At 41.8% G+C, this 25,079-nt stretch carries 21 protein-coding genes and 2 tRNA genes; 11 read left to right on the top strand and 12 right to left on the bottom strand.

Annotation, left to right across the window (positions count from 1 at the left end; translation table 11 throughout):
* Positions 1 to 605: 605 nt before the first annotated feature.
* Positions 606 to 2,264 carry an FMN-binding glutamate synthase family protein gene (locus tag AAFF35_RS06170; RefSeq protein ID WP_342331529.1) on the bottom strand — a complete coding sequence of 553 codons (1,659 nt, stop codon included), beginning with the start codon at positions 2,262 to 2,264 and terminating at the stop codon, positions 606 to 608.
* 77 nt (positions 2,265 to 2,341) lie between these two features.
* Between AAFF35_RS06170 and AAFF35_RS06165 the strand changes: the two genes are divergently transcribed.
* Positions 2,342 to 2,962: an L-threonylcarbamoyladenylate synthase gene (locus AAFF35_RS06165; RefSeq protein ID WP_342331528.1), complete on the top strand. Its 621-nt coding sequence runs from the start codon at positions 2,342 to 2,344 to the stop codon at positions 2,960 to 2,962.
* Between the two features lie 39 nt (positions 2,963 to 3,001).
* Positions 3,002 to 4,186: a Na+/H+ antiporter NhaA gene (nhaA, locus tag AAFF35_RS06160; protein ID WP_342331527.1), complete on the top strand. Its 1,185-nt coding sequence runs from the start codon at positions 3,002 to 3,004 to the stop codon at positions 4,184 to 4,186.
* Here the strand turns inward: nhaA and trpA are convergent.
* From trpA to trpD, 4 genes are all read right to left on the bottom strand, one after another.
* Complete coding sequence (trpA, locus tag AAFF35_RS06155) at positions 4,176 to 4,943, bottom strand: tryptophan synthase subunit alpha (RefSeq protein WP_342331526.1); 768 nt, start codon at positions 4,941 to 4,943, stop codon at positions 4,176 to 4,178. The two genes, nhaA and trpA, sit on opposite strands and share 11 nt — an antisense overlap.
* An 8-nt stretch (positions 4,944 to 4,951) precedes the next feature.
* Positions 4,952 to 6,133, bottom strand: a complete 1,182-nt coding sequence (trpB, locus tag AAFF35_RS06150) for a tryptophan synthase subunit beta (RefSeq protein WP_199756964.1) — start codon at positions 6,131 to 6,133, stop codon at positions 4,952 to 4,954.
* 93 nt (positions 6,134 to 6,226) lie between these two features.
* Positions 6,227 to 6,871, bottom strand: coding sequence for a phosphoribosylanthranilate isomerase (locus tag AAFF35_RS06145; protein WP_342331525.1), 645 nt, complete (start codon positions 6,869 to 6,871; stop codon positions 6,227 to 6,229).
* Positions 6,871 to 7,857: an anthranilate phosphoribosyltransferase gene (gene trpD / locus AAFF35_RS06140; protein ID WP_124578841.1), complete on the bottom strand. Its 987-nt coding sequence runs from the start codon at positions 7,855 to 7,857 to the stop codon at positions 6,871 to 6,873. The genes AAFF35_RS06145 and trpD overlap by 1 nt, the downstream gene beginning before the upstream one ends.
* Positions 7,858 to 8,054: 197 nt before the next feature.
* Here trpD and AAFF35_RS06135 point away from each other — a divergent pair, with 197 nt between their 5' ends.
* Positions 8,055 to 9,023 (top strand): ion channel, encoded by a 969-nt coding sequence (locus AAFF35_RS06135; protein WP_342331523.1) that lies wholly within the window; start codon positions 8,055 to 8,057, stop codon positions 9,021 to 9,023.
* Between the two features lie 412 nt (positions 9,024 to 9,435).
* Here the strand turns inward: AAFF35_RS06135 and AAFF35_RS06130 are convergent, their stop codons facing one another.
* Genes AAFF35_RS06130 through recR form a run of 3 tightly spaced genes read right to left on the bottom strand, consistent with a single transcriptional unit; the run spans position 9,436 to position 11,717 of the window.
* Complete coding sequence (locus AAFF35_RS06130; RefSeq protein WP_342331522.1) at positions 9,436 to 10,275, bottom strand: alpha/beta hydrolase; 840 nt, start codon at positions 10,273 to 10,275, stop codon at positions 9,436 to 9,438.
* A 3-nt stretch (positions 10,276 to 10,278) separates the two neighbouring features.
* Complete coding sequence (locus AAFF35_RS06125) at positions 10,279 to 11,094, bottom strand: SDR family oxidoreductase (protein WP_342331521.1); 816 nt, start codon at positions 11,092 to 11,094, stop codon at positions 10,279 to 10,281.
* A gap of 5 nt (positions 11,095 to 11,099) precedes the next feature.
* Complete coding sequence (gene recR, locus AAFF35_RS06120) at positions 11,100 to 11,717, bottom strand: recombination mediator RecR (protein WP_124578849.1); 618 nt, start codon at positions 11,715 to 11,717, stop codon at positions 11,100 to 11,102.
* A 78-nt stretch (positions 11,718 to 11,795) separates the two neighbouring features.
* Here recR and AAFF35_RS06115 point away from each other — a divergent pair, with 78 nt between their 5' ends.
* Entirely contained in the window at positions 11,796 to 13,376 is a 1,581-nt protein-coding gene (locus AAFF35_RS06115) for a sodium:solute symporter (RefSeq protein WP_342331520.1), read from the top strand.
* A 19-nt stretch (positions 13,377 to 13,395) separates the two neighbouring features.
* On the top strand, positions 13,396 to 14,103 hold the full coding sequence (locus AAFF35_RS06110) for a TIGR00730 family Rossman fold protein (RefSeq protein ID WP_073231079.1): 708 nt from the start codon (positions 13,396 to 13,398) through the stop codon (positions 14,101 to 14,103).
* 443 nt (positions 14,104 to 14,546) lie between these two features.
* Here the strand turns inward: AAFF35_RS06110 and AAFF35_RS06105 are convergent, their stop codons facing one another.
* Together AAFF35_RS06105 and AAFF35_RS06100 are read right to left on the bottom strand one after the other, a co-directional pair.
* The gene (locus AAFF35_RS06105) at positions 14,547 to 15,137 is read right to left on the bottom strand and encodes a DUF502 domain-containing protein (RefSeq protein WP_124578852.1); all 591 of its coding nucleotides are present in this window, start codon (positions 15,135 to 15,137) and stop codon (positions 14,547 to 14,549) included.
* A 9-nt stretch (positions 15,138 to 15,146) separates the two neighbouring features.
* Entirely contained in the window at positions 15,147 to 17,606 is a 2,460-nt protein-coding gene (locus tag AAFF35_RS06100) for a bifunctional UDP-N-acetylmuramoyl-tripeptide:D-alanyl-D-alanine ligase/alanine racemase (RefSeq protein WP_342331518.1), read from the bottom strand.
* A 423-nt stretch (positions 17,607 to 18,029) separates the two neighbouring features.
* Here AAFF35_RS06100 and AAFF35_RS06095 point away from each other — a divergent pair, with 423 nt between their 5' ends.
* From AAFF35_RS06095 to AAFF35_RS06070, 6 genes are all read left to right on the top strand, one after another.
* Entirely contained in the window at positions 18,030 to 18,875 is an 846-nt protein-coding gene (locus AAFF35_RS06095; protein ID WP_342331517.1) for a GNAT family N-acetyltransferase, read from the top strand.
* A gap of 64 nt (positions 18,876 to 18,939) precedes the next feature.
* Positions 18,940 to 20,391, top strand: a complete 1,452-nt coding sequence (locus tag AAFF35_RS06090; protein ID WP_342331516.1) for a PLP-dependent aminotransferase family protein — start codon at positions 18,940 to 18,942, stop codon at positions 20,389 to 20,391.
* A 64-nt stretch (positions 20,392 to 20,455) separates the two neighbouring features.
* Positions 20,456 to 20,944 carry a regulatory protein RecX gene (locus tag AAFF35_RS06085; protein WP_342331515.1) on the top strand — a complete coding sequence of 163 codons (489 nt, stop codon included), beginning with the start codon at positions 20,456 to 20,458 and terminating at the stop codon, positions 20,942 to 20,944.
* A 137-nt stretch (positions 20,945 to 21,081) separates the two neighbouring features.
* Positions 21,082 to 21,154: transfer RNA gene (locus AAFF35_RS06080), tRNA-Gly, on the top strand.
* A 49-nt stretch (positions 21,155 to 21,203) separates the two neighbouring features.
* Positions 21,204 to 21,288: transfer RNA gene (locus tag AAFF35_RS06075), tRNA-Leu, on the top strand.
* Between the two features lie 364 nt (positions 21,289 to 21,652).
* The gene (locus AAFF35_RS06070) at positions 21,653 to 23,221 is read left to right on the top strand and encodes a serine hydrolase (protein WP_342331514.1); all 1,569 of its coding nucleotides are present in this window, start codon (positions 21,653 to 21,655) and stop codon (positions 23,219 to 23,221) included.
* A gap of 48 nt (positions 23,222 to 23,269) precedes the next feature.
* Here AAFF35_RS06070 and AAFF35_RS06065 read toward each other — a convergent pair whose 3' ends face one another.
* Together AAFF35_RS06065 and AAFF35_RS06060 are read right to left on the bottom strand one after the other, a co-directional pair.
* The gene (locus AAFF35_RS06065) at positions 23,270 to 23,794 is read right to left on the bottom strand and encodes a DinB family protein (RefSeq protein WP_342331513.1); all 525 of its coding nucleotides are present in this window, start codon (positions 23,792 to 23,794) and stop codon (positions 23,270 to 23,272) included.
* Between the two features lie 119 nt (positions 23,795 to 23,913).
* Positions 23,914 to 24,921 carry an AraC family transcriptional regulator ligand-binding domain-containing protein gene (locus AAFF35_RS06060; protein WP_342331512.1) on the bottom strand — a complete coding sequence of 336 codons (1,008 nt, stop codon included), beginning with the start codon at positions 24,919 to 24,921 and terminating at the stop codon, positions 23,914 to 23,916.
* Positions 24,922 to 25,079 lie beyond the last annotated feature (158 nt).

The raw sequence follows: 25,079 nt of genomic DNA, 5'->3' as shown, positions 1-25,079 counted from the left end.
TCTACATACCATCCAATTGAACGTTCCAATATTTCAATCGAAAATTCTATTGTACATATCATCCAATTTAGCGCTCTACCTATCCATAGCCCAATTAAACATCCATACCCAATAACCCAATCGAAAATTCTATTCTACACATCCTCCAATTTAGCGCTCTACCTATCCATAGCCCAATTAAACATCCATACCCAATAACCCAATCGAACATTCTATTCTACACATCCTCCAATTGAACTCCCTACTCACCCATAATCTCAATTAAACACCTCATACTCCAATACCTCAATCGAACATTCTATTCTACACATCCTCCAATTGAACTCCCTACTCACCCATAACCTCAATTAAACATTCCATTCTACCTATCACTCACCTACCCCCTCTACTAATCGGACGCCCTAAATAACAAGCTTAAAATAATACCCGGGTCGAGGTTTAGCCTGTGGAGCGAACCTTAATTCTATGCAGGATTTCTCCAATAAATGTGGAGTTCAGAAAAGGCATAGAAAGATTTGCGCCCTTCAGCGCAAAAGATTTCAGCCTTTGAAGAATCTCTACATTTATTGAGAACAGAAAGCCTGAGATACTAAGCGAGAGCGGAACTAATTCCCTTGCGTTAAATTGTCATTAAAAGAATTCGCATGCGCATAATCGACAATGGAAACCTTGTAATCCGTAGGTGTAAAACTGGCAGAAGTACTCAATGCCATGCCCAGCTCAAATCTCAAAGGGTAAGGCGTTCTCAACAAACTGCCTTCCGGAATATAAGGGAAACTCTCCATATAGGACTGCATCACATTGGGAGCAATCCTTCTATTGATATAAGCTCTGGTCAACTGATAAGTATGGTGTAATCCCGCAGCACCGAGCAGTTCTACGGCACTTTCTACGGTAAGCTTATGAAAGTTAAACACCCTGACTCTTTTATCTTCTACAACCAGTCCTTTCATCAGACTCGCATCTTGTGTCGCCACACCAGTCGGACAAGTATTGCTATTACATTCCAACGCCTGTATGCAACCCAGTGCGAACATCATTCCTCTTGCAGAATTACATAGATCTGCACCTAGAGCAATGTTCTTTACCAGATCAAATCCGGAAGATATCTTTCCTGAAGCAATGATTTTGATGTGTTGTTTCAGGTTAAACCCACTCAATACATCATACACAAAGGCTACTCCTTCTCTTAAAGGCATGCCGACCGCATTAGAGAATTCCTGAGGCGATGCACCGGTACCACCTTCACCGCCGTCAACTGTAATAAAATCAACATAAGTTCCTGTTTCTGACATCGCTTTACAAATGGCAAAAAATTCACTCCTACGACCAATACACAATTTTATCCCTACAGGTTTCCCGCCCGACAATTCCCTTAATTTCTGCACAAAAGCCACCAGCTCCAAAGGCGTCTTAAAAGCCGCATGTGCAGGCGGAGAGATCACATCAAAACCTTCCTTCACCAACCTGATCCTCGCGATTTCCGGAGTAACTTTCTTGGCCGGCAAGATTCCTCCATGCCCTGGTTTAGCACCCTGAGAAAGTTTAATTTCAATCATCTTCACTTGCTCAGACTGGGAGCGCTCTGCAAAGGCGTCATAATTAAAACTACCATCGTGATGGCGACAACCGAAATAACCTGTTCCAATTTGCCAAATGAGATCTCCGCCTGGATTAGCATGGTAATCACTGATTCCGCCTTCACCTGTATTGTGGGCAAAGTTCCCTAGTTTAGCGCCTCCGTTTAAGGCCAGAATCGCATTCTGACTCAATGAGCCAAAACTCATGGCCGATATATTATAGATACTTGCAGAGTATGGCTTTTTACAAGCAGGTCCGCCGACAAGTACTCTTGGGTCTTCATCCAGCTCCGTATGACTGATCGCGGCAATGCTATGACTCAGCCATTCATATCCGTTTTCATAAACATCCAGCTGTGTACCAAATGGAATGGTATCGTTCTCTTTTTTTGCTCTTTGATAAATCAACGAACGGTTTAACCTGCTGAATGGTTTTCCATTGGTATCGCTTTCCACAAAATACTGATAGACTTTTGGGCGCAGGTCTTCCATAAAATACCTTAACCGGCCAACTACGGGGTAATTCCTGACGATGCTATGTTTGGGCTGGTAAAGGTCGTAAACCCCTAAGATGACAATCGGTCCGATAAAGATAAAAGCCCAGTAGAATGGTGGCCAGGCCAGGCTGATCATGACCGTTGCGGTCACCAGAAATGCAGCAATTGCGATAAAAGCTTTTCTCATATGGTTTAATTTAATAAAAACATACTAATAGAACAATAATAAGCATAATAAGGTATAAAGATTTTGTAATTTTACATATGCTTATCAAAATCTATCCTGAAAATCCGAATCCCAAAGCAATAGAACAAGCGGTGGAGGTCTTAAAAAAAGGAGGCATCATCATTTATCCTACCGATACCGTTTACGGCTTGGGTTGCGACATTACCAATCAAAAAGCCATAGAAAAGATTTGCCGGTTGAGGGGCATCAAACCTGAAAAGGCCAACTTTTCCTTCATCTGTTCTGACCTCAGACACATTTCAGACTATATTAAACCCATTGATACCACTACATTCAGGGTGTTAAAAAAAGCATTACCAGGCCCCTTCACCTTTATATTCAATGCCAACAACAATGTACCAAAGCTGTTAAGCTCCAATAAAAAAACGGTCGGTATCCGTGTTCCTGACAATGCCATTGCCCGGGAAATTGTGCTATTGCTTGGCAATCCGATCCTATCGACTTCCATAAAAGATGACGATGAGTTGATTGAGTATTCTACAGATCCGGAATTGATCCACGAGAAATACGAAGATAAAGTAGACCTGGTGATTGACGGCGGATACGGTGACAATGAGCCTTCTACCGTTGTAGATTGTACCTCCGGAGAGTTCGAAATCATTCGTGAGGGTAAAGGCGATCTGGAAAGTTTCCTTTAATTTGTTGCCTAACTCCCCCTTGAATGGTATCTTTAACACATGTCGAAACTATTCAATTTACAAGCGTTCAGAGATTTCATTCGTTCAGGACAAATCGGAGGTATTATCCTTATGGTGTGTGTTGCCATCTCTTTATTTATTGCAAATTCCTCCTATAGTGAAGGGTTCGCCAATCTTTTAGCCACAGATTTAGGAATTACCTTTGGTAGCAGCACCTATTCCTTCAGCATTTCAGCATGGATCAATGACGCCCTGATGGCCATTTTCTTCCTGTTGGTAGGGCTGGAAATTAAAAGGGAAATGCTGGAGGGAGAATTATCTTCGCTCAAAAAGGCCTCCTTGCCGGTAATTGCGGCATTGGGCGGAATGCTCGTTCCTGCATTGATCTATTTTGCTTTTAACCACAATACGCCGACAGCTTCAGGATGGGGAATTCCGATGGCTACCGATATCGCCTTTGCATTGGCCATCATTTCAATGCTGGGCAAAAGCGTCCCTACTTCTTTAAAGATCTTTCTGGCTGCATTGGCCATTGTAGACGACCTTGGAGCGATCCTAGTTATTGCAGTATTTTACACCAATGAAGTTCATTTTGATTACCTGTTAATGGCTGCAGGAGTACTGGCAGTATTATTTCTATTCAATTACTTCAACATAAAACCCTTATTCTTTTACCTGATCCCAGGCATCTTTTTATGGTATTTCATTCACCATTCAGGAATCCACGCCACGATTGCAGGCGTACTACTTGCCTTCACCATCCCTTGTAATGAGACCAATATAGAATCACCGCTGGAAAAACTGGAACACCTATTGAATGGCCCAGTAAATTACTTTATCATGCCTATTTTTGCTTTGGCGAACACCAATATCACCTTTCAGAAAGAGATGCTTGGCGGCCTGGTTTCCCCATTGGGAGCGGGAATTATCCTGGGCTTATTTGCCGGAAAAACAATAGGGGTTACGCTATTTTCATGGTTGGCGGTGAAGCTAAAGCTAGGCACCTTACCTTCCCGATCCGGTTGGAAGCACATCATTGGATTGGGTATGCTTGCCGGAATAGGATTCACCATGTCCATTTTTATTTCCCTATTGTCTTTCAGCGACGAGATGCATGTTACGGAGGCTAAATTCGCCATCCTTTGTGCTTCTATCATTGCCGGATTAATTGGTTTTATCTACCTTAAATCCATTAAAAACACGAAAAAAGAAGTTACGGCTTAAAGGTTTTCATAAAGTCCCTCACACTGGCAGTTACGTTATCGGATTTCAGGCTTTTAACAAAAGCACTGCCGATAATGGCGCCATTTGCATACTGACAAGCCTTATCAAAGGTCTCTTTGCTGCTGATGCCAAAGCCGATCATCGTTGGATTATTGAGCTTCATCTCCGCGATTCTCGAGAAATACGCTTCTGTATTTTCTGAAACCTGCAGGTTTTGCCCTGTAGTAGCAGAAGAAGACAAAAGATAAATGAAGCCATTACTTAGTCCGTCAATCTTACGGATCCGCTCGGTAGAAGTCTGCGGGGTCACCAGGAAGATATTGGTCAATCCATTATCTTTAAATACGCCGCTGTACAGCTCTTCATACTCCACCATTGGAAGATCCGGAACGATACATCCATCCACACCTACTTCTGCGCATGACTTACAAAAATTCTCGACCCCATATTGCAACATCGGGTTCACATAACCCATTAGCAATACCGGAATGCTTACTGTTTTACGAAGGTCTTTCAATTGCTCAAACAACAGTTTAAGCGTCATTCCACCATCCAGGGCAGTCTTGCTGCTCGCCTGAATAACCGGACCATCCGCTACCGGATCAGAATATGGGAAACCAATTTCCAGTAAGTCTGCGCCTGACCTTTCCAACTCTTCTGCAATCGCTACGGTATCACCTAAGTTTGGGTATCCTGCAGTGTAATAGATGGATAATATATATTTTTTCTCCTGAAATAACTTATTAATTCTGTTCATTGCTCTTCTTATAAACCAAAATACTTCATATAGGTATCCATGTCTTTATCTCCCCTTCCGGACAAACAAACGACCACATTTTCCTTACCTGTAAACTTCATTTTCTCTAAATACGCCAGGGCGTGTGCGCTTTCGATGGCTGGGATAATTCCTTCCAGCTGTGTCAGCAGCAATCCCGCCTGTAAAGACTCATCATCCGTTACCGATACATACTCCCCTCTCAAAGTCTTAAACAAATGCGCATGCTGAGGGCCTATTCCAGGGTAATCCAAGCCCGCAGAAACCGAATAAGGCTCAATCACCTGCCCATCTTCCGTTTGCATCAGGATGCTTCTGCTGCCATGTAAAACGCCTTCTTTTCCTAAAGAAGTTGTGGCTGCAGAATGCCCGCTGTCTACGCCTTTTCCTGCGGCCTCTACGGCAACCAGTTTCACGTTTTCGTCATTAATAAAATGATAGAACATTCCCATGGCATTACTTCCGCCACCCACGCAGGCAAGCACATAATCAGGCTGATCGTTTCCGGTCTGTTCAATTAATTGTTTTTTTGTTTCCTCTGAAATGATCGATTGAAATAGTGCCACCATATCCGGATAAGGATGCGGACCTACCACAGAACCGATAATGTAATGTGTATCGATAGGATTATTGATCCAGTCGCGCATGGCTTCATTGGTCGCATCTTTCAACGTTTTACTGCCTGAAGTTGCAGGAACCACGGTTGCACCGAGCATTTTCATTCTCGCTACATTGGGCGCCTGACGTTGAATATCAATCTCTCCCATGTACACTACACATTCCAGGCCACGTAAGGCACAAACCGTTGCTGTTGCCACACCATGCTGTCCTGCTCCTGTTTCTGCAATGATCCGCTTTTTTCCTAAGCGTTCTGCCAGTAAAATCTGACCGATGGTATTGTTGATCTTATGCGCACCGGTATGGTTCAGGTCTTCTCTTTTCAGGAAGATGTTTGCATTGTAGCGCTGCGATAAACGCTTTGCCAGATACAAGGGAGAAGGCCTTCCTACATAATCCTTAAGCAGTTGATGAAACTCCTTTTGAAAGTCTTCATCTTCGATAATTTTCAGGTAATTGGTTCTCAGTTCTTCCACATTGGGATATAACATTTCGGGAATGTACGCTCCTCCGAAATCTCCAAAATAACCCTTCTCATTTACAAAATAGTTCATAATCCTGTTCTTATTTCTTTAGTATTCCGTTATCCATGGCACCTAATAACGCTTTTCTGTTCCTTAATATATTCCCTGAATGGCCATAAGGCATCAGGACAACTTGTTTTTAAATTCTTTCAATTTACCTGCATCTTTCCATCCCGGTTCCAGTTCAAACCTGCTGTTGATGTCGATGGCAAACAGTCGCGGGTCGCTGATCCCATTCAAGGCCTCCACACTTTCCGGTCCGATTCCTCCACTCAAAAAATAAGGGACATCGAGCTTGTATTTGTCCAGCAGGTTCCAGTCGAACTTCTTCCCTGAACCACCATGATCGGGTGTTTGTGTGTCGAACAAAAAGTAATCTACCACCCCGGGATAGGCCTCCAATTGCTGGAAATCAAAATCGGCATTGACGCCAAAAGATTTGATCACTTTAAATTCAGGTTGTATGGCTTTAACATATTGAGCTATACCCCTGCAATATTCAGAACTCTCCGCTCCATGTAACTGTACCGCATTCAGTCCGTATTGATGAACCAGCTCCAGCACTACTTCTGCTGCTTCATTTACAAAAACACCAGTCCGCCGAATCTGTTCCGGTAAAGCTTTAACCACTTCCGGATCTAAATCACCAGCATATCTTTTGGAGCCTTTAAAGAAAATAAAGCCCAGATAATCCGGCTGTAATCCGGCCACTTCCGCAATATTCTCCGGATGCAGCATGCCACATATTTTCAGTTCAGGCCTTTTCATCAGGACAACAAGCTTTTAAAAGTATTCAAGGCCCGCTTACTGAACAAAGATTCTTCCGCTTCATAGAAGCAATCGGCAAAAGTCTTGCTGCTGTCTATTGTTTGTATCGCCAATGCTGCATTACACAACACGACATTATTCTGCTCATTTTCTCCTTCCCCATTCAGGACTTTCATAAATATCTCCGCGGAAGAAGCTACCGTATCTCCACCTTTAATCAATTGCTCATCAATCTCTTCAAAACCAAGGTCAGACACTTTTCTCAGGGCTTCCCCATTTTTGCTGAACGTCTTAAAATCGCAGGTTAAAGAAACCTCATCAAAACCGTCGACCGCATGAAGGATGGTATAATTCTTATCCGTATCCTGATACAGGTACGCATACAAACGTGCCAGCTCCAGGCTAAACACGCCAACCAATTGATTTTTAGGCTGTGCCGGATTACACATTGGCCCCAACATATTAAAAAAGGTTTTCACTCCCAATTCTTTACGGATGGGGGCTACTGTTTTCATCGCCGGGTTAAACAAAGGCGCATGGATAAAGCAAATCCCCGATTTATCAAGGCTCCTTTTCAGTACATCCTGATCACTCGTGAACTGGTACCCCAGATACTCCATTACATTGGAAGATCCGCAGCCCGAAGAAACACCATAGTTACCATGCTTGGCTACTTTATGCCCTGATCCTGCCACCACAAAGGAAGCCAGTGTAGAAATGTTAAAAGTATCTTTTCCATCACCACCTGTTCCACACAGATCGATCAGTTCATGATTGGAGAAATCCAGCTTTACGCATAAGTCCAGCATGGCATCACGGAAGCCCTGTAACTCTTCCACCGTAATGTTACGCATCCCGTAAACTGTAATAAAAGCAGCGATCTGGGAGGTATTAAACTCACCCAAAGCAATGGAAGTCAGAATTCGCTGTGCTTCAGCTCTGCTGAAGGTCTTGTTTTCAAATAAGTGGTTGAGTATTTTCTTCATGGGTATAAAACAAAAAAGGTTGCCCTAAGCAACCCTCAAAATATTTTTATGTAAAATAAAACGTTCAAAATAGGGGTTACACTACGCTAATGCGTTGTGCCACCACCAAAGATTAAGTCCGTTTGTTTGTATCATCTAAGCAAAGATGGAATAGTTTTTAATAATTGCAAAATTTTTCTTGAAATTAGTAAGAAATTATGGCATTATTTAAACGGAAATCACAAATAGATGATGATTTAGGCTTTGGTACACAACCTGTTAGCGCGAATCAAAGATTAATGAATGCTGATGGTTCTTCCAACGTCCGGCGGACCGGTCTTCCTATTTTCAGAAGTGCCGATACTTATAACTGGCTGATTTCCATGTCCTGGAAGAAATTCCTGTTCATCATCCTCCTAGCCTACCTCATCGTGAACACCCTCTTTGCCACGCTATATGTATCGATAGGAATTGAACACCTTAAAGGAGCCGACGGTCTCAGTCCCAGAGATCATTTCTTTGATGCCTTCTTCTTTTCCGCGCAAACCATTTCTACTGTGGGTTATGGCCACATCAGTCCGGATGGCTTTGCCACGAGTTGCCTTGCCGCTTTTGAATCCATGCTGGGTTTACTTGCATTTGCCCTGGCCACAGGTTTATTGTATGGCCGTTTTTCCAGGCCCACCGCAAAAGTAGTTTATAGTCCAAACATGGTCATCACCCCTTATAAAGGAATTAAAGGACTAATGTTCAGACTTGCAAACCTAAGAAACAACCAACTCATAGAAATTGAAGTTCAGGTTGTAATGTCTTATAATGAGCTCGTTGACGGAAAAAAGATCAGGCGATTTTACCCCTTAGACCTGGAAAGATCAAAAATCGGATTGCTGAGTTTAAGCTGGACCGTTGTACATCCCATTGACGAACATAGTCCCATTTTTGAAAAAACCGCAGAAGATCTTGCCGATGCAGAAGTAGAGATCCTGGTTTTGTTAAAAGCCTTTGACGACACCTTCTCTCAAACGGTACATACCAGAACCTCCTACCGTGATGAAGACATTATACACAACGCCAAATTCTCCAGTATCTTCTCGAGAGATAACAGCGGACGAACTACGCTTGACCTTTCCAGAATTGGCAATACCGAAATGGTTACAGATGCTCAGCCGATCTCATCATCTGTTTAAAAAAGGTCAGAGAAATTAAGTATTACAAAAATATCCCTCTCCTTTTCATCCCCGAATCTTTGCTGAAGGGCAAATATTCGAATGTCTTCAAAGCAGAGGGACATTTTTGTTCAAAAAATGATTGCTCCTTCGCCTGATACAATGGACATTTCTGACCAATTAAATGCCCATGACTACCCAAAACATTCTTAAAATTCCCGGTTCCCGGATCGAGGTTTAGCCTGTGGAGCGAACCTTAATTCTGTGCAGGATTTCTCCAATAAATGTGGAGTTCAGAAAAGGCATAGAAAGATTTGCGCCCTTCAGCGCAAAAGATTTCAGTCTTTGAGGAATCTCTACATTTATTGATATAGAAAAACCTGAGATACTAAGCAAGAGCGGAATCCCTGTTAATAAAGAAAGTCCTTAAACGCTAATGCCCTGCTATAAAATCCAGAATGGCCTTATAAAGCGCATTACTTCCGAAAATCATCTGACTGATCATACCGACATGCTTTTTCCTACGAATCAGCTGTAGCTCACAAGGTACTTGCTGCCCCATTAACTGCTCATACATCCGTTTCGACTGAATCTGAATCGCGGGATAAGTATTTTCCCCATAAAAGATCAAATGAGGATTACGAATATTATCCAAATAATTCAGGGGAGAACCTTTGGTCCATACTTCAGGACTACTGGTAAAAGTGCGGATAAAATTGCGGTAATTGTTGTCATGTTCTGCTTTGCTCAGATACTCGTTCATATCCAGGCCAAAGGCATCATTTAAAATCACGCCATTAATTTTTCCTCTAAAACCAGCGTTTTTTAAGTATTGCGGGTCAGCATTGATCAATGCTGCCAGGTGCCCTCCTGCGGAATGTCCCATCAGAAAGATCCGTTCCGGATTTCCGCCATAATCGGCGATATGATCATACACCCATTTCACCGAATTGGCGCAATCAGTAGCCATTTGTCCATATTGCTGATCCGGCGCCAGACCATAATTTATCGTTACTGCGACCAAACCTTTTCTTGCCAGGTTCCTTCCCAGCCACCAATAGGTTTCTTTTTTTCCGCTGCTCCAGGAACCGCCATGAATAAAGATCAGGACATCTTTCTTTTCCAGACTTGCCGGATAGTAGACATTCAGCTGATTGCTAATTTTACCTTTATCAGCACCGTAATCAATATCCTTTGCCACTTTAACCTTTGCAGACAAAGTGACTATTGATGAAGTAAAAGCAAGTAACATCAGCAACAACCTGGTTTTCATTTTCTATTTGATCAATGCGTTCTTTTCTTTTGTAAAGTGGTTAAACACCAGTTTATCCGCCAATGCAGGAAGCAATTTATTGATCCACACCGTTAATTTACCCTGCCCCGTCATGATCAAAGTGCGTTTTCTTGCCGCAATTCCATCAACAATACGGCCGGCAACCTCATCGGCAGTCATCATTTTCCCCTCTTCCATACTTGTTTCTCCATGTGAAGACCCGTCTTTAGCTAAAGCAGTTACCCGGATATTTGAAGCGGTAAAACCAGGACAAGCCACCATGACATGCACTCCTGTCTTTAAAAGCTCAGTCCTCAGTGCTTCCATAAAGCCATTCATGGCAAACTTAGAAGCAGAGTAACCTGTTCTTCCCGGTAATCCACGATAACCTGCAATAGAAGATACGCCAATTATACTGCCTTTGGTTTTCAGGATTTCCGGTAACGCGTATTTTGTACAATATACGGTGCCCCAGAAATTCACATCCATCAGATTTTTCAGGACAGAAAGGTCCAGGTCATCAAATAAGGCGCGCATGGATAGTCCGGCATTATTGACCAGGACATCTATTTTATCGAAAGTGACCAATGCCTGTTTGATCAGCACTTCACAATCGTGTTCCTTACTTACGTCAGCCTGTACCGCCACAGCACGAATGCCATACCTGTTTTCCAGATCAGCAGTAATTTCGCAGAGGGTTACATATTGTCTGGCAGCGAGGACCAGATGGGCACCACGTTTCGCAAATTCTTCGGCACAAGCCTTTCCTATACCGGAAGATGCACCGGTAATGATGACTACCTTATTCTTAAAATCCATGCTGGTTATTTGATTAATGAGTTTTCATAAGGCACCCTGGTAACGATAGAGCGGCCCAAAGTGATTTCGTCTGCGTATTCGAGTTCACCGCCAAACGCAATTCCACGGGCAATTGTCGTGATTGGGATCTGGAAATCTTTAAGGCGTTTGTATAAATAAAAGAGCGTGGTATCCCCTTCCATCGTGGCACTCAGGGCCAGTATAACCTCTTTTACCGGCGTAGTTGCAACGCGTTGCACCAGAGAGTCAATAAAAAGATCGGAAGGTCCTATGCCATCCATTGGGGAGATCAGGCCTCCCAATACATGATAAACTCCAAAATACTGACCGGTATTCTCCACAGCCATTACATCACGGGTATCTTCCACTACGCAGATCACTTCTTTGTCCCGCTTATTGGCGGTACAGATCTCACAAATGTGCTGGTCAGAGATATTATGACAAACGGTACAGTGTTTAATCTCCTGCCGGAGTCTGATAATCGCATTTCCGAAGTTCGAGACCTCTTCCTGCTCCTTATTCAATAAATGCAATACTAAGCGTAATGCGGTCTTTTGTCCAACTCCTGGCAACTTTGAAAATTCATTGACAGCGTCTTCAAGAAGTTTAGAAGAAAAGTTCATTCTACAAATTTATATTTATCTTCCGTTAATTGATTTTTAAAATTTGATTTTCTTACATTTAGCTGCTAAAAACATACTATGAGCCCAGCTATACTTTTGTCTTTTTTAATTGGTTATTTTCTGATCCTGATCATTATTGCGTTTGCAACATCGAAGAAATCATCTGATAACGCTACTTTTTTCATTGCAAACAGAAACTCAAAATGGTACCTCGTAGCCTTTGGAATGATTGGAACCGCCTTATCCGGCGTAACTTTCATTTCCGTTCCCGGGGAAGTTGGTGCTCCCTCAGGCAACCAGTTTCAGTATTTCCAGTTTGTGCTGGGCAATGCCATTGGCTTTATCATTATCGCAACAGTACTCCTGCCCCTCTATTACCGGATGAGGCTGACCTCGATTTACAGTTATATCGAACAAAGGCTCGGTTTCTATAGCTATAAAACCGCCGCTTCTATTTTCCTGATTTCCAGAACCATAGGCTCAGCCTTCCGTTTGTACCTGGTAGTCATTGTATTACAACGCTTTATATTTGACAGTTATGGTATTCCTTTCTGGGCAACAGTACTGATCTCCCTGGGACTGATCTGGTCCTATACTTTTAAAGGCGGACTGAAAACCATCATCATTACCGATACCTTGCAAACATTCTTCCTGGTATTATCGGTATTTCTGACGCTTTACTTCATTTGCAGCAGCCTGAATATGGACATTCCAACGGCCTTTGAATCGATAAAAAACAGCGGTTACTCCAAGATCTTTTTCTACGAAAACTTCCTCACCAGCGATTTCTATTTCAGTAAGCAGCTGATAGGTGGAATATTCGTCACCATTGCCATGACGGGATTAGATCAGGACCTGATGCAGAAAAACCTAAGCATGAAAACCATTGGTGAAGCTCAAAAAAACATGTTCACTTTCACCGGAGTGTTCGTTGTACTGAATATCTTCTTTTTATCAGTAGGTGCTTTGTTATATATATACGCCACTAAAAACGGGATTGAAATTCCTTTAGACCATGTTACCGGCAAACCAAGAACAGACTTTCTTTTTCCAGAGATTGCGTTAAACCACCTGAGTGTTGTTCCGGCAATCGTTTTTATGCTGGGCTTAACGGCAGCAACTTTTGCCACAACAGACTCGGCATTAACCGCATTGACTACCTCATTCTGTGTAGATTTTCTCCACATGGATAAAGAAAACGCCCCTGTTGTTCATGAAACCACAGACAAAGAATCTATGGCTGCAGCAGATCGGCAACATAAAGAGGCGGCCGACAAGAAATCGAAAGCGGCAGTCAGCAAAAGACATATGGTCCATGTTGCTTTTTCATTATTAATGTTTGTCGTGATCATTATATTCAATGCATTTAATGATGAATCAGTAGTAAAAGGCATTTTTAAAGTCGCATCCTATACTTATGGCCCACTTCTTGGTCTGTATAGCTTTGGTCTTTTTGTTAGAAAAAGAGGACTTCATGATAAATTAGTACCTTTAATATGTATCATTTCACCAGCATTATGTTACCTCCTGAATGCAAATTCCGCGACCTTACTGGGAGGATACAAGTTCAGTGTTGAGCTGATTCTGGTAAATGGGCTTATCACCTTTATCGGGCTGTTACTGATCAGCAAAAAAACAGATTTACAAACTAAATTTTAATACCTTAAATATCTATAGAATGACAAGTGAAGAGAAAATAAGAAGTGCGTTTGAGAACAAAAACTGGCAGGAGATAAAGGTTACAGACTCTTGGCAGATCTTTAAGATAATGGCCGAATTCGTAGACGGCTTCGAGAAATTAGCAAAAATAGGCCCTTGTGTATCCATCTTTGGATCAGCAAGAACAGCAGAAACCAATAAGTATTATGAGATCGCAGTAGAATGCGGCAGACTGTTAACTGAACGTGGTTACGGTGTCATCACTGGTGGTGGTCCCGGAATTATGGAAGCAGGAAATAAAGGTGCACATATGAACGGTGGAAAGTCAGTAGGCTTAAATATTGACCTTCCATTCGAGCAGTTTCACAATAAATACATTGACCACAATAAGTTATTGGAATTTGATTACTTCTTCATCAGGAAAGTAATGTTTATGAAGTATTCTCAGGGATTTGTCGTGTTGCCAGGTGGTATGGGAACAATGGATGAGCTTTTCGAAGCGATTACGCTGATTCAAACCGGAAAGATTGCAAGATTCCCGATCGTATTGGTAGGTAAAGATTATTGGGGTGGCCTGGTAGACTGGATCAAAAACACCATGCTACAGAAGGAACACAACATCCATGCTGAAGATTTAAACCTGTTCAGGTTAGTGGATACGGCGGAAGAAGCAGCAGAACATATTTTCAGGTTCTATGATAAGTATGTCTTGAAACCGAATTTTTAATCTTTCGGGAGGCTTCAATTTATTTTATTTGCAACGCTTTACTTTTGTAAGGCGTTTTTTATTTGGCGCATATAGAGGGCTTAATCCGGAATTAAGGTCCAACAAAAAAGGATATAATTATTCGTCTCCTCAAATCTTTTGCTGAAGGGCAAAACATTTGAATGTCGCCTCATAACCATATCCTTTTTGTTTTATTTAATCTCCTTAGAAAGGACTAACCACCGTCTGAAATACCCCATTTTATCGCATAGGCAGCACTCCTATGGATTTTTTAAGGCTTCTTTAATGCGTATAGGTCAGGAGCTTTATTTTGGAACTTAATTTAAAATAAAAACCATTTGGTTATGAGACGACATACAAATATTTTGCCCTTCAGCAAAAGATTTGAGGAGGCGAATAACTATATGGTTTTTATCTAATTATTCTTAATTATCATTAGAAATCTAAAAATGACTAACGCCACCTGAAACCACCAGCTTCATTGCATCGGCAGCGCTCATGTTTAGCGGTTTTATCTTTTCATTTTTCACGACATATACCTGGCCGGCAAAAGAATAAGAGAAGGGGAAATACACCACTGCTTCTCCGGGAAGGCCAATATTTGTAAGGTCACTTTGGGTGAGGAAGCCGATTCGTTTCAGATCACCTTCCACTTCTACCAACACAGGGTTATTGAATTTTTTCTCATCCCCCACAAAGGCTTCAGTCAGGTCCTTTATCGACGAATAGATGAATTTCAGGATGGGAAGTCTGTCCAGTATTTTCGTAAACCAATTGTACATTGGTTCCGTTACGAAGTTGGTGACAAATATTCCGGCGATGAGTGTGATGGAGATCACAAGCAATAGCCCCAACCCCGGGATGTTCCTACTCGCTCCGGTTCTTGGATCAACACCTAAAATATTGTTCACGTTCAACCAGCTGTCTACAGTTGTGACAGCCCAGATTACAATAAAAATACTAAGCGCAATAGGCAATACGATAAGGAGCCCCTTAATGAGGTACCTTAAAAAAGCCCGACCAATTCTGTTCATGCTGCAAAACTACTCATAAAAATAGACCCGTTTAACCCTTTGTGAAATATTTGTTAAGATCTCATAAGGGATGGTTTCAATTTGTTCTGCCAGGTCGGCGATGGTCAGTTCTCCATTGAAAACGATCACCTCATCCCCTGTTTTTACCGGTATTCCAGTCACATCTAACATACACATGTCCATACAGATGCTGCCAATTGTAGGCACCAGCTTTCCATTGATCAGCATTTTACCTCTGCCGTTTCCAAACCTTCGGTTATAGCCATCTGCATATCCGATTTTTACAGTCGCCGTTGTTCCTCCATTGGGCAGAATTCCATTTCGTCCATATCCGATGGTTTCATTTGGCTTGACCTCTATGACCTGGGTAACGGTGGTTTTTAGGACAACAGCGGTTTGTAATCCATTCTTTTTAGGGAGTCCTCCGTCATAACCATAAAGCCCTATTCCTAACCTTACCATATCCATCTGGGCTTCCGGATGACGAGTAATCCCGGAGGTATTGGAGATGTGCCAAATGAATTTATAACCTAAGCCCTCTGAAATTTGTTGAGCAAATGCACTGAATCTTTCAATCTGGTGTTTCGTAAATGCGTCGTGATGTTCATCCTCACTTCCAACAAGATGGGAAAATGCAGAGACTACTTTGACTTTCCTGCTGCCATTGATGGTTTCCAGCAATGCGGCAAGGTCGGTTTCTTTGAAGCCTAAACGATGCATTCCGGTATCTATTTTCAGGTGGATCGGATAATCATACACATCTGCGGACAGGAAGCTGATGAAACTATTTAAAATGTCCAGATTGTATATTTCGGGTTCCAGTTTATATTTTACGATGGCGTCAAAAGCCGATGGTTCAGGACTCATCACCATAATTGGCATCGTAATCCCTCCTTTTCTTAAGGCGACACCTTCATCTGTATAGGCCACGGCAAGGTAATCTACTTTATGATATTGGAGCACGTTTGCAATTTCAAAGCTGCCACTTCCATAGGAGAAGGCTTTCACCATTGCCATTATTTTCACCTTTGGTTGTAGCTTATTTCTGTAAAACTGCAGATTACCGGCAAGGGCATTCAGGTCAATCTCCAGCACCGTATCATGTACTTTTTGGGTGATCAGCTTACTGATCCGTTCAAATTCAAATTTTCTCGCTCCCTTTACCAGGATGGTTTCATTGCTGAAATGAACTGCAGGAAAATGATCTATAAAATCCTGTGTACTTTCAAAAAAAGCAGCCTCCATATCGAACAAGGATGCTGATGCAGAGATATGAGGGCCGATTCCGATGAGCCGGTTCAGGTTCTTTTGCTTCAGCAAAGCCGCTATTTCGGTATAAAGCTCGACTTCATTTCTGCCTGTTTCATGTAAGTCAGACAGGATCAATGTTTTCTTAGGGTGTTGGTTTTGCAGGTTAAGGAAATCCAGCGCAATCGCTAATGAAGAGGTGTCAGCACTATAGGAATCGTCAATCACGGAGCATTGATTGATGCCGTTTTTTAGTTCCAGCCGCATTCCTACTCTGGTAAGTTTCTCTAAACGTGCATCAGCTTCTTCCGGAGTGTAGCCCATAGACAATAAGCTCGCCCAACAGATTATTCCGTTTTCAACCGAAGCTCTGTCGGAGAAGGGAATCAAACATTCTATCTCTGCTCCCTTAAAGATCGCCCTAATATAATTGCGGTCTTCAATTGGCTCAATAAAAGAAATTTGCAGGTCAGCCTTCTGTTTCATGCTCCAGGAGAATTTTGTCTGCCCCGGTAACTCTGATGTGGGAAGGCCAAGCGTATATTCCGGCGAGTAAATAAATAATTCGGCATCTTTAAAAAGCTTTAACTTTTCCAGGAGCTTATCTTTCTGAGAAGCAAAGCCTTCTGCATGAGCCTCTCCCAGGTTCGTTAAAATCCCTATAGTAGGCCGAATAATTTTCTCAAGCGCCTCCATCTCATTTTCTTTGGAAATCCCAGCCTCGAAAATCCCTAACGTATGTTCTTCAGAGATGTTCCAGACAGATAAAGGCACCCCAATCTGGGAATTAAAGCTTTTTGGGCTTCTGACAATATTAAAATCAGCCGCCAGCAATTGATACAACCATTCTTTAACGACGGTTTTCCCATTGCTTCCTGTGATGGCCAGCACTTTCAGATCATACTGCTCCCGATGAATGATGGCCAGGCTTTGCAAGGCAACAAGCACATCAGCTACCAGCAAAACATTGGCATCAGCAAAAGTTTCCAGATATTTAGAGTCACTGATCACAAAACTTCTGATCCCATTTGCGTAAGCATCTTCCAGATATTCATGACCATCGCGCTTCCCACTCAAAGCAAAAAACAAGGAGTTCTCCGGATCAATGACGCTTCTGCTGTCAATTACCAGCCTGGTAATTTCAAGTTCCGGATTAGAAATAAAGGATTTTGCCTGAAGAATTTTCGCAAAATGATCAATCGTGTAGATGACATTACTCATGCGTCAAAATTAAAGCATTTATATTAAAAATCTAAGGCATCCTGAGATCTCCAATCATTTATTTAAAAATCAGAAAACAGGAACATCTTTTATGTAAACCCATATCAGGAATACCATGATTTGGAACCTATAAAAAATTGCCTTGCGACAGCCAAAAGACAGCTTCGGGAGCGCCTTGAAACCGCTACTACCTATACGCGCTCTAACCAGGCTCTATACACGCTCTATACTCGGTGCACACCCGCTTGAAAGCGTGTTAAAGGCGGGTAAGCAACGCGTCAAAAACGGACCTATATTGGGGGATACTGCAAGCTGTCTCCTACCGCTCTCAAAGCATGTAAAAATCTTAAAACATGAACCTCCATCACCTTCCCTTTAAAGAGAAATATATAATTTAGCAAGCAATACGGAAACACAGATCGCATGCTACAATTTAAAAATTTAGAAAACATATCTCTTGAGGTTTTACTGGAAACCTTTAATGAATCTTTTTCGGATTATTTCGTCAGACTACAGCTAACAAAAGAGCAATTAGAGCGGAAATTAGTTTCAGATTCCATAGACCTTAGTCTTTCGGCAGGGGTTTTTGAGTCCGAAAGACTAATCGGTTTTATCTTACATGGAATTGCGCTTGTAAATGGAGAAAAGGCAGCCTACAATGCAGGAACAGGAGTGATCCCATCGAAAAGAGGTCAGCAGCTGACCAAATTAATTTACCGGTTTATACTGCCTTCTTTGGAGGCAGCCGGAGTAAAGAACTGCTACCTCGAAGTGTTGGAACAAAACATTCAAGCAATCAAAAGCTATGAATCAACAGGGTATAAGATACACAGAACATTGATTTGCTTCAAAGGCATTCCGCAAATTCAGGAAGATAGCAAATCATATCCCGTCCTTGCACTGAAAGAGATGGACTGGGACACATGGGCATCTTTCTGGGATTGGCAACCTACCTGGCAAAATGCGACCACTGCTTTAAAAAATATCGGAAGCGGAAACAATAGTATTGGAATTCATCTGGATGAAAAATTGGTTGCCTATGCCAGCTACAATCCACAAAACAACCGGATTTCTCAGTTCGCGGTGGCAAAAGACTATAGAAAACAAGGATTGGGCAGTGCCCTGTTTCAACACATCTATAATGAAAATAAGGCAGAGCTCTCTTTGGTAAATGTAGATGCGGCCGCGACTGACACCCTTAGCTTCTTAAAATCAATTGGCCTTACAGCGTTTGTGAATCAATATGAGATGAAAAAGAAAATGGACTAATCTGAAAGGATAAGAACCACTACAGATACAATTTGATTACATTTGATCAATACAGTTATCTGAAATGAATATAAAAAGCAAGCCATTTTTATACCTGAAAATTGCTGACAGGCTGGAAAAGCAAATCATAGATGAGGTTTTGAAGGCAGGTGATAAACTGCCTTCTGTAAGGATGCTCTGCAGGGAACAGGGATTGAGTATGAGCACCGTAACACAAGCTTATTATGAGCTGGAAAGCAGGTCTTTAATCGAAACCCGCCCCCGTTCCGGATATTATGTCTGCATCCCTCCCGTAAAGCGTCTGGCTATTCCTGAAACCAGTAATCCATCTGCGTTAAATGGCTTGTTGACCCCAGACGATCTGGTGAACAAAGTTTATATGGATCGGGAAGACCCTAAAAATACCCTTTTTTCATTGGGCATGCCACATGACGACTTCTTACCTATTGCCAAGCTAAATAAAGGGCTGATGCAAGCGATGCGCAGCCTACCTGCCAGTGGGACAAGTTATGAGCCGACTCAGGGAAATGAAGAGCTGAGAAGAGAAATCGCAAAATGGTCCTTTGGCTGGGGTGCTGACCTCACCGAAAAAGACCTCATTACTACTGCAGGATGCATCAATGCCATTTCTTATGCCCTGATGGCAGTGAGCAATCCCGGCGATACCATTGCCATAGAAAGTCCGGCTTATTTTGGAATCTTACAGTTGGCAAAAAGCCTTGGCCTGAATGTCCTGGAGCTGCCTACGAATGCCATTACCGGAATTGAACTCGAAGCTTTAAAGAAAGCCCTCGCGAGCAATAAAATCAAAGTATGCCTTTTTGTAAGTAATTTCAACAATCCCTGCGGCTCCTCCATGCCGGATGAACATAAAAAAGAAGTCGTCAGGCTACTCGAACATTACCATGTTCCGCTGATAGAAGACGACATTCACGGCGACCTCTATTTTAGCAACAACAGACCAACAACCTGCAAAACATACGATGAAAGCGGTTTAGTCCTCTATTGCAATTCTATCTCCAAAACACTCGCTCCCGGTTATAGGGTAGGCTGGATCGCTCCCGGAAAGTTCAAAGATCAGGTGATGAAACTTAAACGGTACCATGCACTTTCTTCTGCTCCCCTAACCTCAGAAGTCGTTTCCATCTTTCTCAAAAATGGCCGTTATGAAAATCATCTGAGAAAATTACGTCAGTCCTTATACCACAACAGCAGGAAATATATTGGCGCCATCGCCGATTATTTTCCTGAAGGAACTAAGGTGAGTCAGCCACAAGGAGGTTATTTTTTATGGGTTGAACTGGATAAAGCGGTCAACACTGTAGACTTATACCAGCAGGCGATGAAACAACACATCAGTATCGCTCCGGGAAGAATGTTCAGCCTTCAGGCTCAGTTTGACCATTGCATGCGTCTGAGCTTTGGATTGCCATGGACCTCGTCATTGGAAAAGAAGCTTCAGCAATTGGGGAAGCTGGCCACAAACATTCAGAGGTCATCATTGGCATCGGTTTAAATTTTACTCAAAAACAACTCAGTTCATGCGCCTGCTTGTTGTCGAATATGTAATATTGTAAGCATTGGAAACATCAGATAAAAAAACCGTCAGACTGGATAAGAAGACCGCTTTGTTTAAGGCCGAGCATTATTGTGCCTATCAGGAGCGCGCGCAACAGGAAGTTCGTGATAAGCTTTATGAATTCGGATTACACAAAGATGAGGTCGAAGAATTGATCTCCGAACTCATCAGCACCAACTTTTTGAATGAAGAAAGGTTTGCCCAGGCTTATGTTTCCGGAAAGTTTAACATCAAAAAATGGGGTAAGATCAAAATCAAGCAGGCACTGAAACTGAAAAAAGTTCCGGAGAAAATGATTTTGAAAGCCTTAAATAAGATAGATTATGATGAATATTTGAAAGCCATACTCGCTTCCGCGGAGAAAAAGTCAGCATCAATCACTGAAAAAGACCCTTACAAAAGACGAAATAAGCTCATTACCCACCTCATGAGTAAAGGTTTTGAAAATAATTTGATCATGGAAGTATTGAAGTCCAATGACTTATACTAAACATTCAAATTATTTATAAAAAAAACTTGACAGGAAAATAAAAGTGTCTATATTTGCATTCCCAAACGAAACAAAGGGTATTACAAAATACACTTTACTAGAATGGCAACATCGGATGATGTTAAAAGCAAAATCATGCGAAAGTAGCTCAGTTGGTAGAGCACGACCTTGCCAAGGTCGGGGTCGCGAGTTCGAATCTCGTCTTTCGCTCTAAATGCCTTCATTACATGAGGGCATTTAATTTAAAAGGTTAACACCTGCTCAGATGGTGGAACTGGTAGACACGCAGGACTTAAAATCCTGTGACCTTAAAAGTCGTGCGGGTTCGATTCCCGCTCTGAGTACTGAAAAGAGTTTAAACACTCTGTAAAAGCTAACAATTGTATTGTTAGCTTTTTTTTTAAATCTGATTTATCAGCGTTTTCAACCGAATAATTTATTTGCGATTGAAATCACCTCCCCCAAAACCGGTGTCTTACCTATCCTAATCACTACCCGCAAGGGCTTAATATCTTATGCACTCATCATCAGGAAATTGCATAATTATTCATTTTAAATGGTAACAGACAAGACATCGCTGAGTCTTAAAATATATACGCGCTGTAAAAGGTAACAAAACAACTATTATTTCATAAATTAAAAATGCTGCGTACATTAGAAAAATCCGAACTGTCTACAGGAAATAATGATAAATTAAATAAAAATTAAATGAACCAATTAAAATCAATACTATCTCTTTTCACGTTGTTTATATTTTTTGCAGACAATCCTTCTTATTCCCAACTACCGGATAAAGACGTTGATGTCCTTGTAGAAAATGCCATTAAAAAATTTAACGTGGCAGGTGCCTCAGTAGCTATAGTGAAAGATGGCAAGGTAATTTACAAAAAAGGTTTTGGTGTAAGCTCCATTGAAACCAAACAGCCTGTAGATGAAAACACCAATTTTGCGATTGGCTCAAATAGTAAAGCGTTTACAACCGCAGCACTGGCTATTTTAGTGGAAGAGGGAAAACTATCCTGGACCGACAAAGTAAAAGCGCACATTCCAGAATTCAAAATGTACAACGACTATGTAACAGAGAACTTCAATATTCAGGATCTGTTGACACACCGAAGCGGACTTGGTCTGGGAGCCGGCGATTTAATGCTTTTTCCCGATGGTTCTGATTTCACGATTAAAGATGTGGTCAGTAACTTTCAACATTTCAAACCTGTATCTGCATTTCGAACCCATTTCGATTATGACAATCAGCTTTATCTTGTCGCAGGCGAAGTGATTGCAAGAACAAGCGGAATGAGTTGGGAAGATTTCGTGCAAAAACGCATTATGCTGCCATTAGAAATGAAAGCATCCTATAGCTCCCTCGCAGGAATGAAGGAAAAAGGCAATCTATCCTCGGCACACTCTTCCTCCTCTGGCCTAATCAAGAAAATAGGAACATTTGGGGACATGATGAACGGGGCAGCTGGTGGAATATTTTCCAATGCCAATGACATGTCAAAATGGATGCTTACACAGCTAAATAAAGGCAAATACGGCACAACTTTACAGTCCCAGCTCTTTTCTCCGGAGAGCCAATACGAGATGTGGAAAATACATACAGTAGAAGATGCTGACCAAAACCCGAGATATAACTCCCATTTCAGAGGTTACGGATTGGGCTGGGAAATAGCAGACATCAAAGGCAATCTGAGTGTTTCCCACACGGGAGGAATTCCTGGAATGCTCTCTATTGTAACCATGATACCAGATTTAAATCTTGGCATCACCATACTGACAAATACTGAAAACGGTGGTGCAGGTGTATTTTCAGCGGTCAGCCAAACGATTATTGACAGCTATTTAGGATTGCAGGATTTTGGATGGACCGAAAAATACTACGGGTATTTTAATTCACAAAAAAATACAGGAGATGATATCGTCAAAAAAGTTTGGGAAACCGTAAAAGCCGGAAAGAAAACCAGTATAAATCAGGAAAATTTTATAGGCCTTTACCAGGACAAATGGTTTGGAAAAATAGAAATATATCTAAAAGACAAACAACTCTGGTTTAAATCCTACCGATCGCCAAAATTGACCGGACAGATGCAATTTTATAAAGCAAATACTTTTGCCATAAAGTGGGATTATCAGGACATGAACTGTGATGCCTTTGCCATGTTTGCGCTGGATGAGGAAGGGAAGGCACAAAGCATAAAAATGAAAGCAATCTCCCCTAATACTGATTTTAGCTTTGACTTTCAGGATTTAGACCTCCTGAGAATAAAACCATAAAAACTGCATGATGGCTGTCTCAAAATAATTTTTTCAATTTGAGACAGCTCAAAACAAAGATTCCACATTCAGCAAAATGTTGCGAATAGCTGCCAGGTGATGGTCATCATGCTCTGCCACAAAATAAGCATGATCAACGATACGCATCGGTATTTTCATTCGTGGATGCAATGCAGAATTAAACAACTGCTGATCCGGCAAACGGTCAAGGCGAGCCACCAGCCTTGCTCTTTCTCCACGGAATTGCGCTGTTAGCAGCTTTATGTCCTTTGCATTATGATTTGCTTCATGAGTTTTTCGGTTGGTTAAATCTGCCATTCTCAACTCCAGCTCATTATTGATCACATCTTCTACCCTTCCGAACCATAAAGGCTCCATATCTACCAGGTGGCCTATCTCTTCCTTTATGCTCCATTTACCTTCGGATTTCAGCTCCAATAAAGCAGAGTTTACAGATGTTATTAATTCTTCGATCCTTGCTGCTGTTCCTGCAAGGCGCCCGATAATAGAAGGCATCAAACCGTTGTCCTCAATGAGCGGGAATTTACGATCAAACCATTCTGTTCTTTTCATATGGATATAAAATTAATGGATTACGCCATGTTTAAGATAGCGCAAGTTCATCAATAACGGCTTTAACCTCAAAATGATTGTCATCAGTGCCATCTTTTTCATTCTGTTCTTTTTCCGGATCAGTTCTCGTTCTTTTGATAAACCGCAGGCGTTGTTCCTGTCCATCGTTTAAATGTACGCGTGAACGCGGTGATTTCATTATAACCCAACATATGGGAAATCTGTTTCAAAGGATACGATCCTGATTTCAGATAATTAATGGCCAAAGCTTTTCGTGCATCATCCGCCAATTGCTGAAAGCTAATTCCTTCCTCCTTCAGTTTGCGCTGTAAAGTTCTTGTACTGATATTGAAATTTGACGCAATTTGTTCCTGAGAGATGATGCCCAGGTAGGCATTGCTCATCAGGTAATTGTAAATCCTCGTCTGCAAGGTCATCGTTCCGTCGATCATTCCACTAAATGGCTTTATCTTTTCTACCAGCATTCTTTGTAATTCAAAATTAGCAGAAAGGATAGGTTCCTTCCAATAACTCAGATCGAAAGTAATCGCATTCTCCAACTGATTAAACTCCGGCTGGCAACGCATCACCCGTTCATATTCCTTTTCCTGATTCGCACTTGCAGTATATTTGACAGCAATCGGCCTGACCTTCTTTAAAAGTAATCCGTCCAGTTCATGGATCACGAATACCATTAAAAAGTCCAGTGTTTGCAGCAATGCAGGAGATTGCTCCCATTCCTCTATCTGCGGCACAAACTTAACCGTAAACGTATTTTCATCCCCGGCTAAGACCAAACAGAAAGCATTGGTCACCAATGGCGTTAGTGATGCAGCGATTGTCAATGCTGCGCCAACCGTATCACTGGCCTTTATGATTTCACCTACAATCCCTAATGCCGACAATTGCAGGGATTCTCCAAAATGCAAGCCAAAACATTCATCCTTAGTTAAATGTACTGCATTCAACCAAACATCATTCAGCTGTTTAGCAGAAAGCGGCACCTCTCCTTCCTTTAACTCTGCGATGGTCACATTTGACAAACGGCACAATACTTCGGCTGATAGGTCACGTTGTACCGCATAAGCCAGGATGCTCAACACCAATTTCTTTACCTGATCTTCCATTTTATCAATTTATAACCTGAAGATAAGGAAGTCAGCAGGACAAAAACGAGTTATGGCGCGAAATGGTAATCCTATGTCGTCAAAAGGTATCAGCCCAGCCGCTCCTATTGCTGACCTTTGTTTCAACAACAACAAGAAAATAAACAAACCTTTAAAAA

The sequence above is a fragment of the Pedobacter sp. FW305-3-2-15-E-R2A2 genome, assembly GCF_038446955.1.
Lineage (GTDB): Bacteria > Bacteroidota > Bacteroidia > Sphingobacteriales > Sphingobacteriaceae > Pedobacter.
Note: the sequence above shows the minus strand (reverse complement) of the source record. Positions and strands in the feature narration are given on the sequence as shown.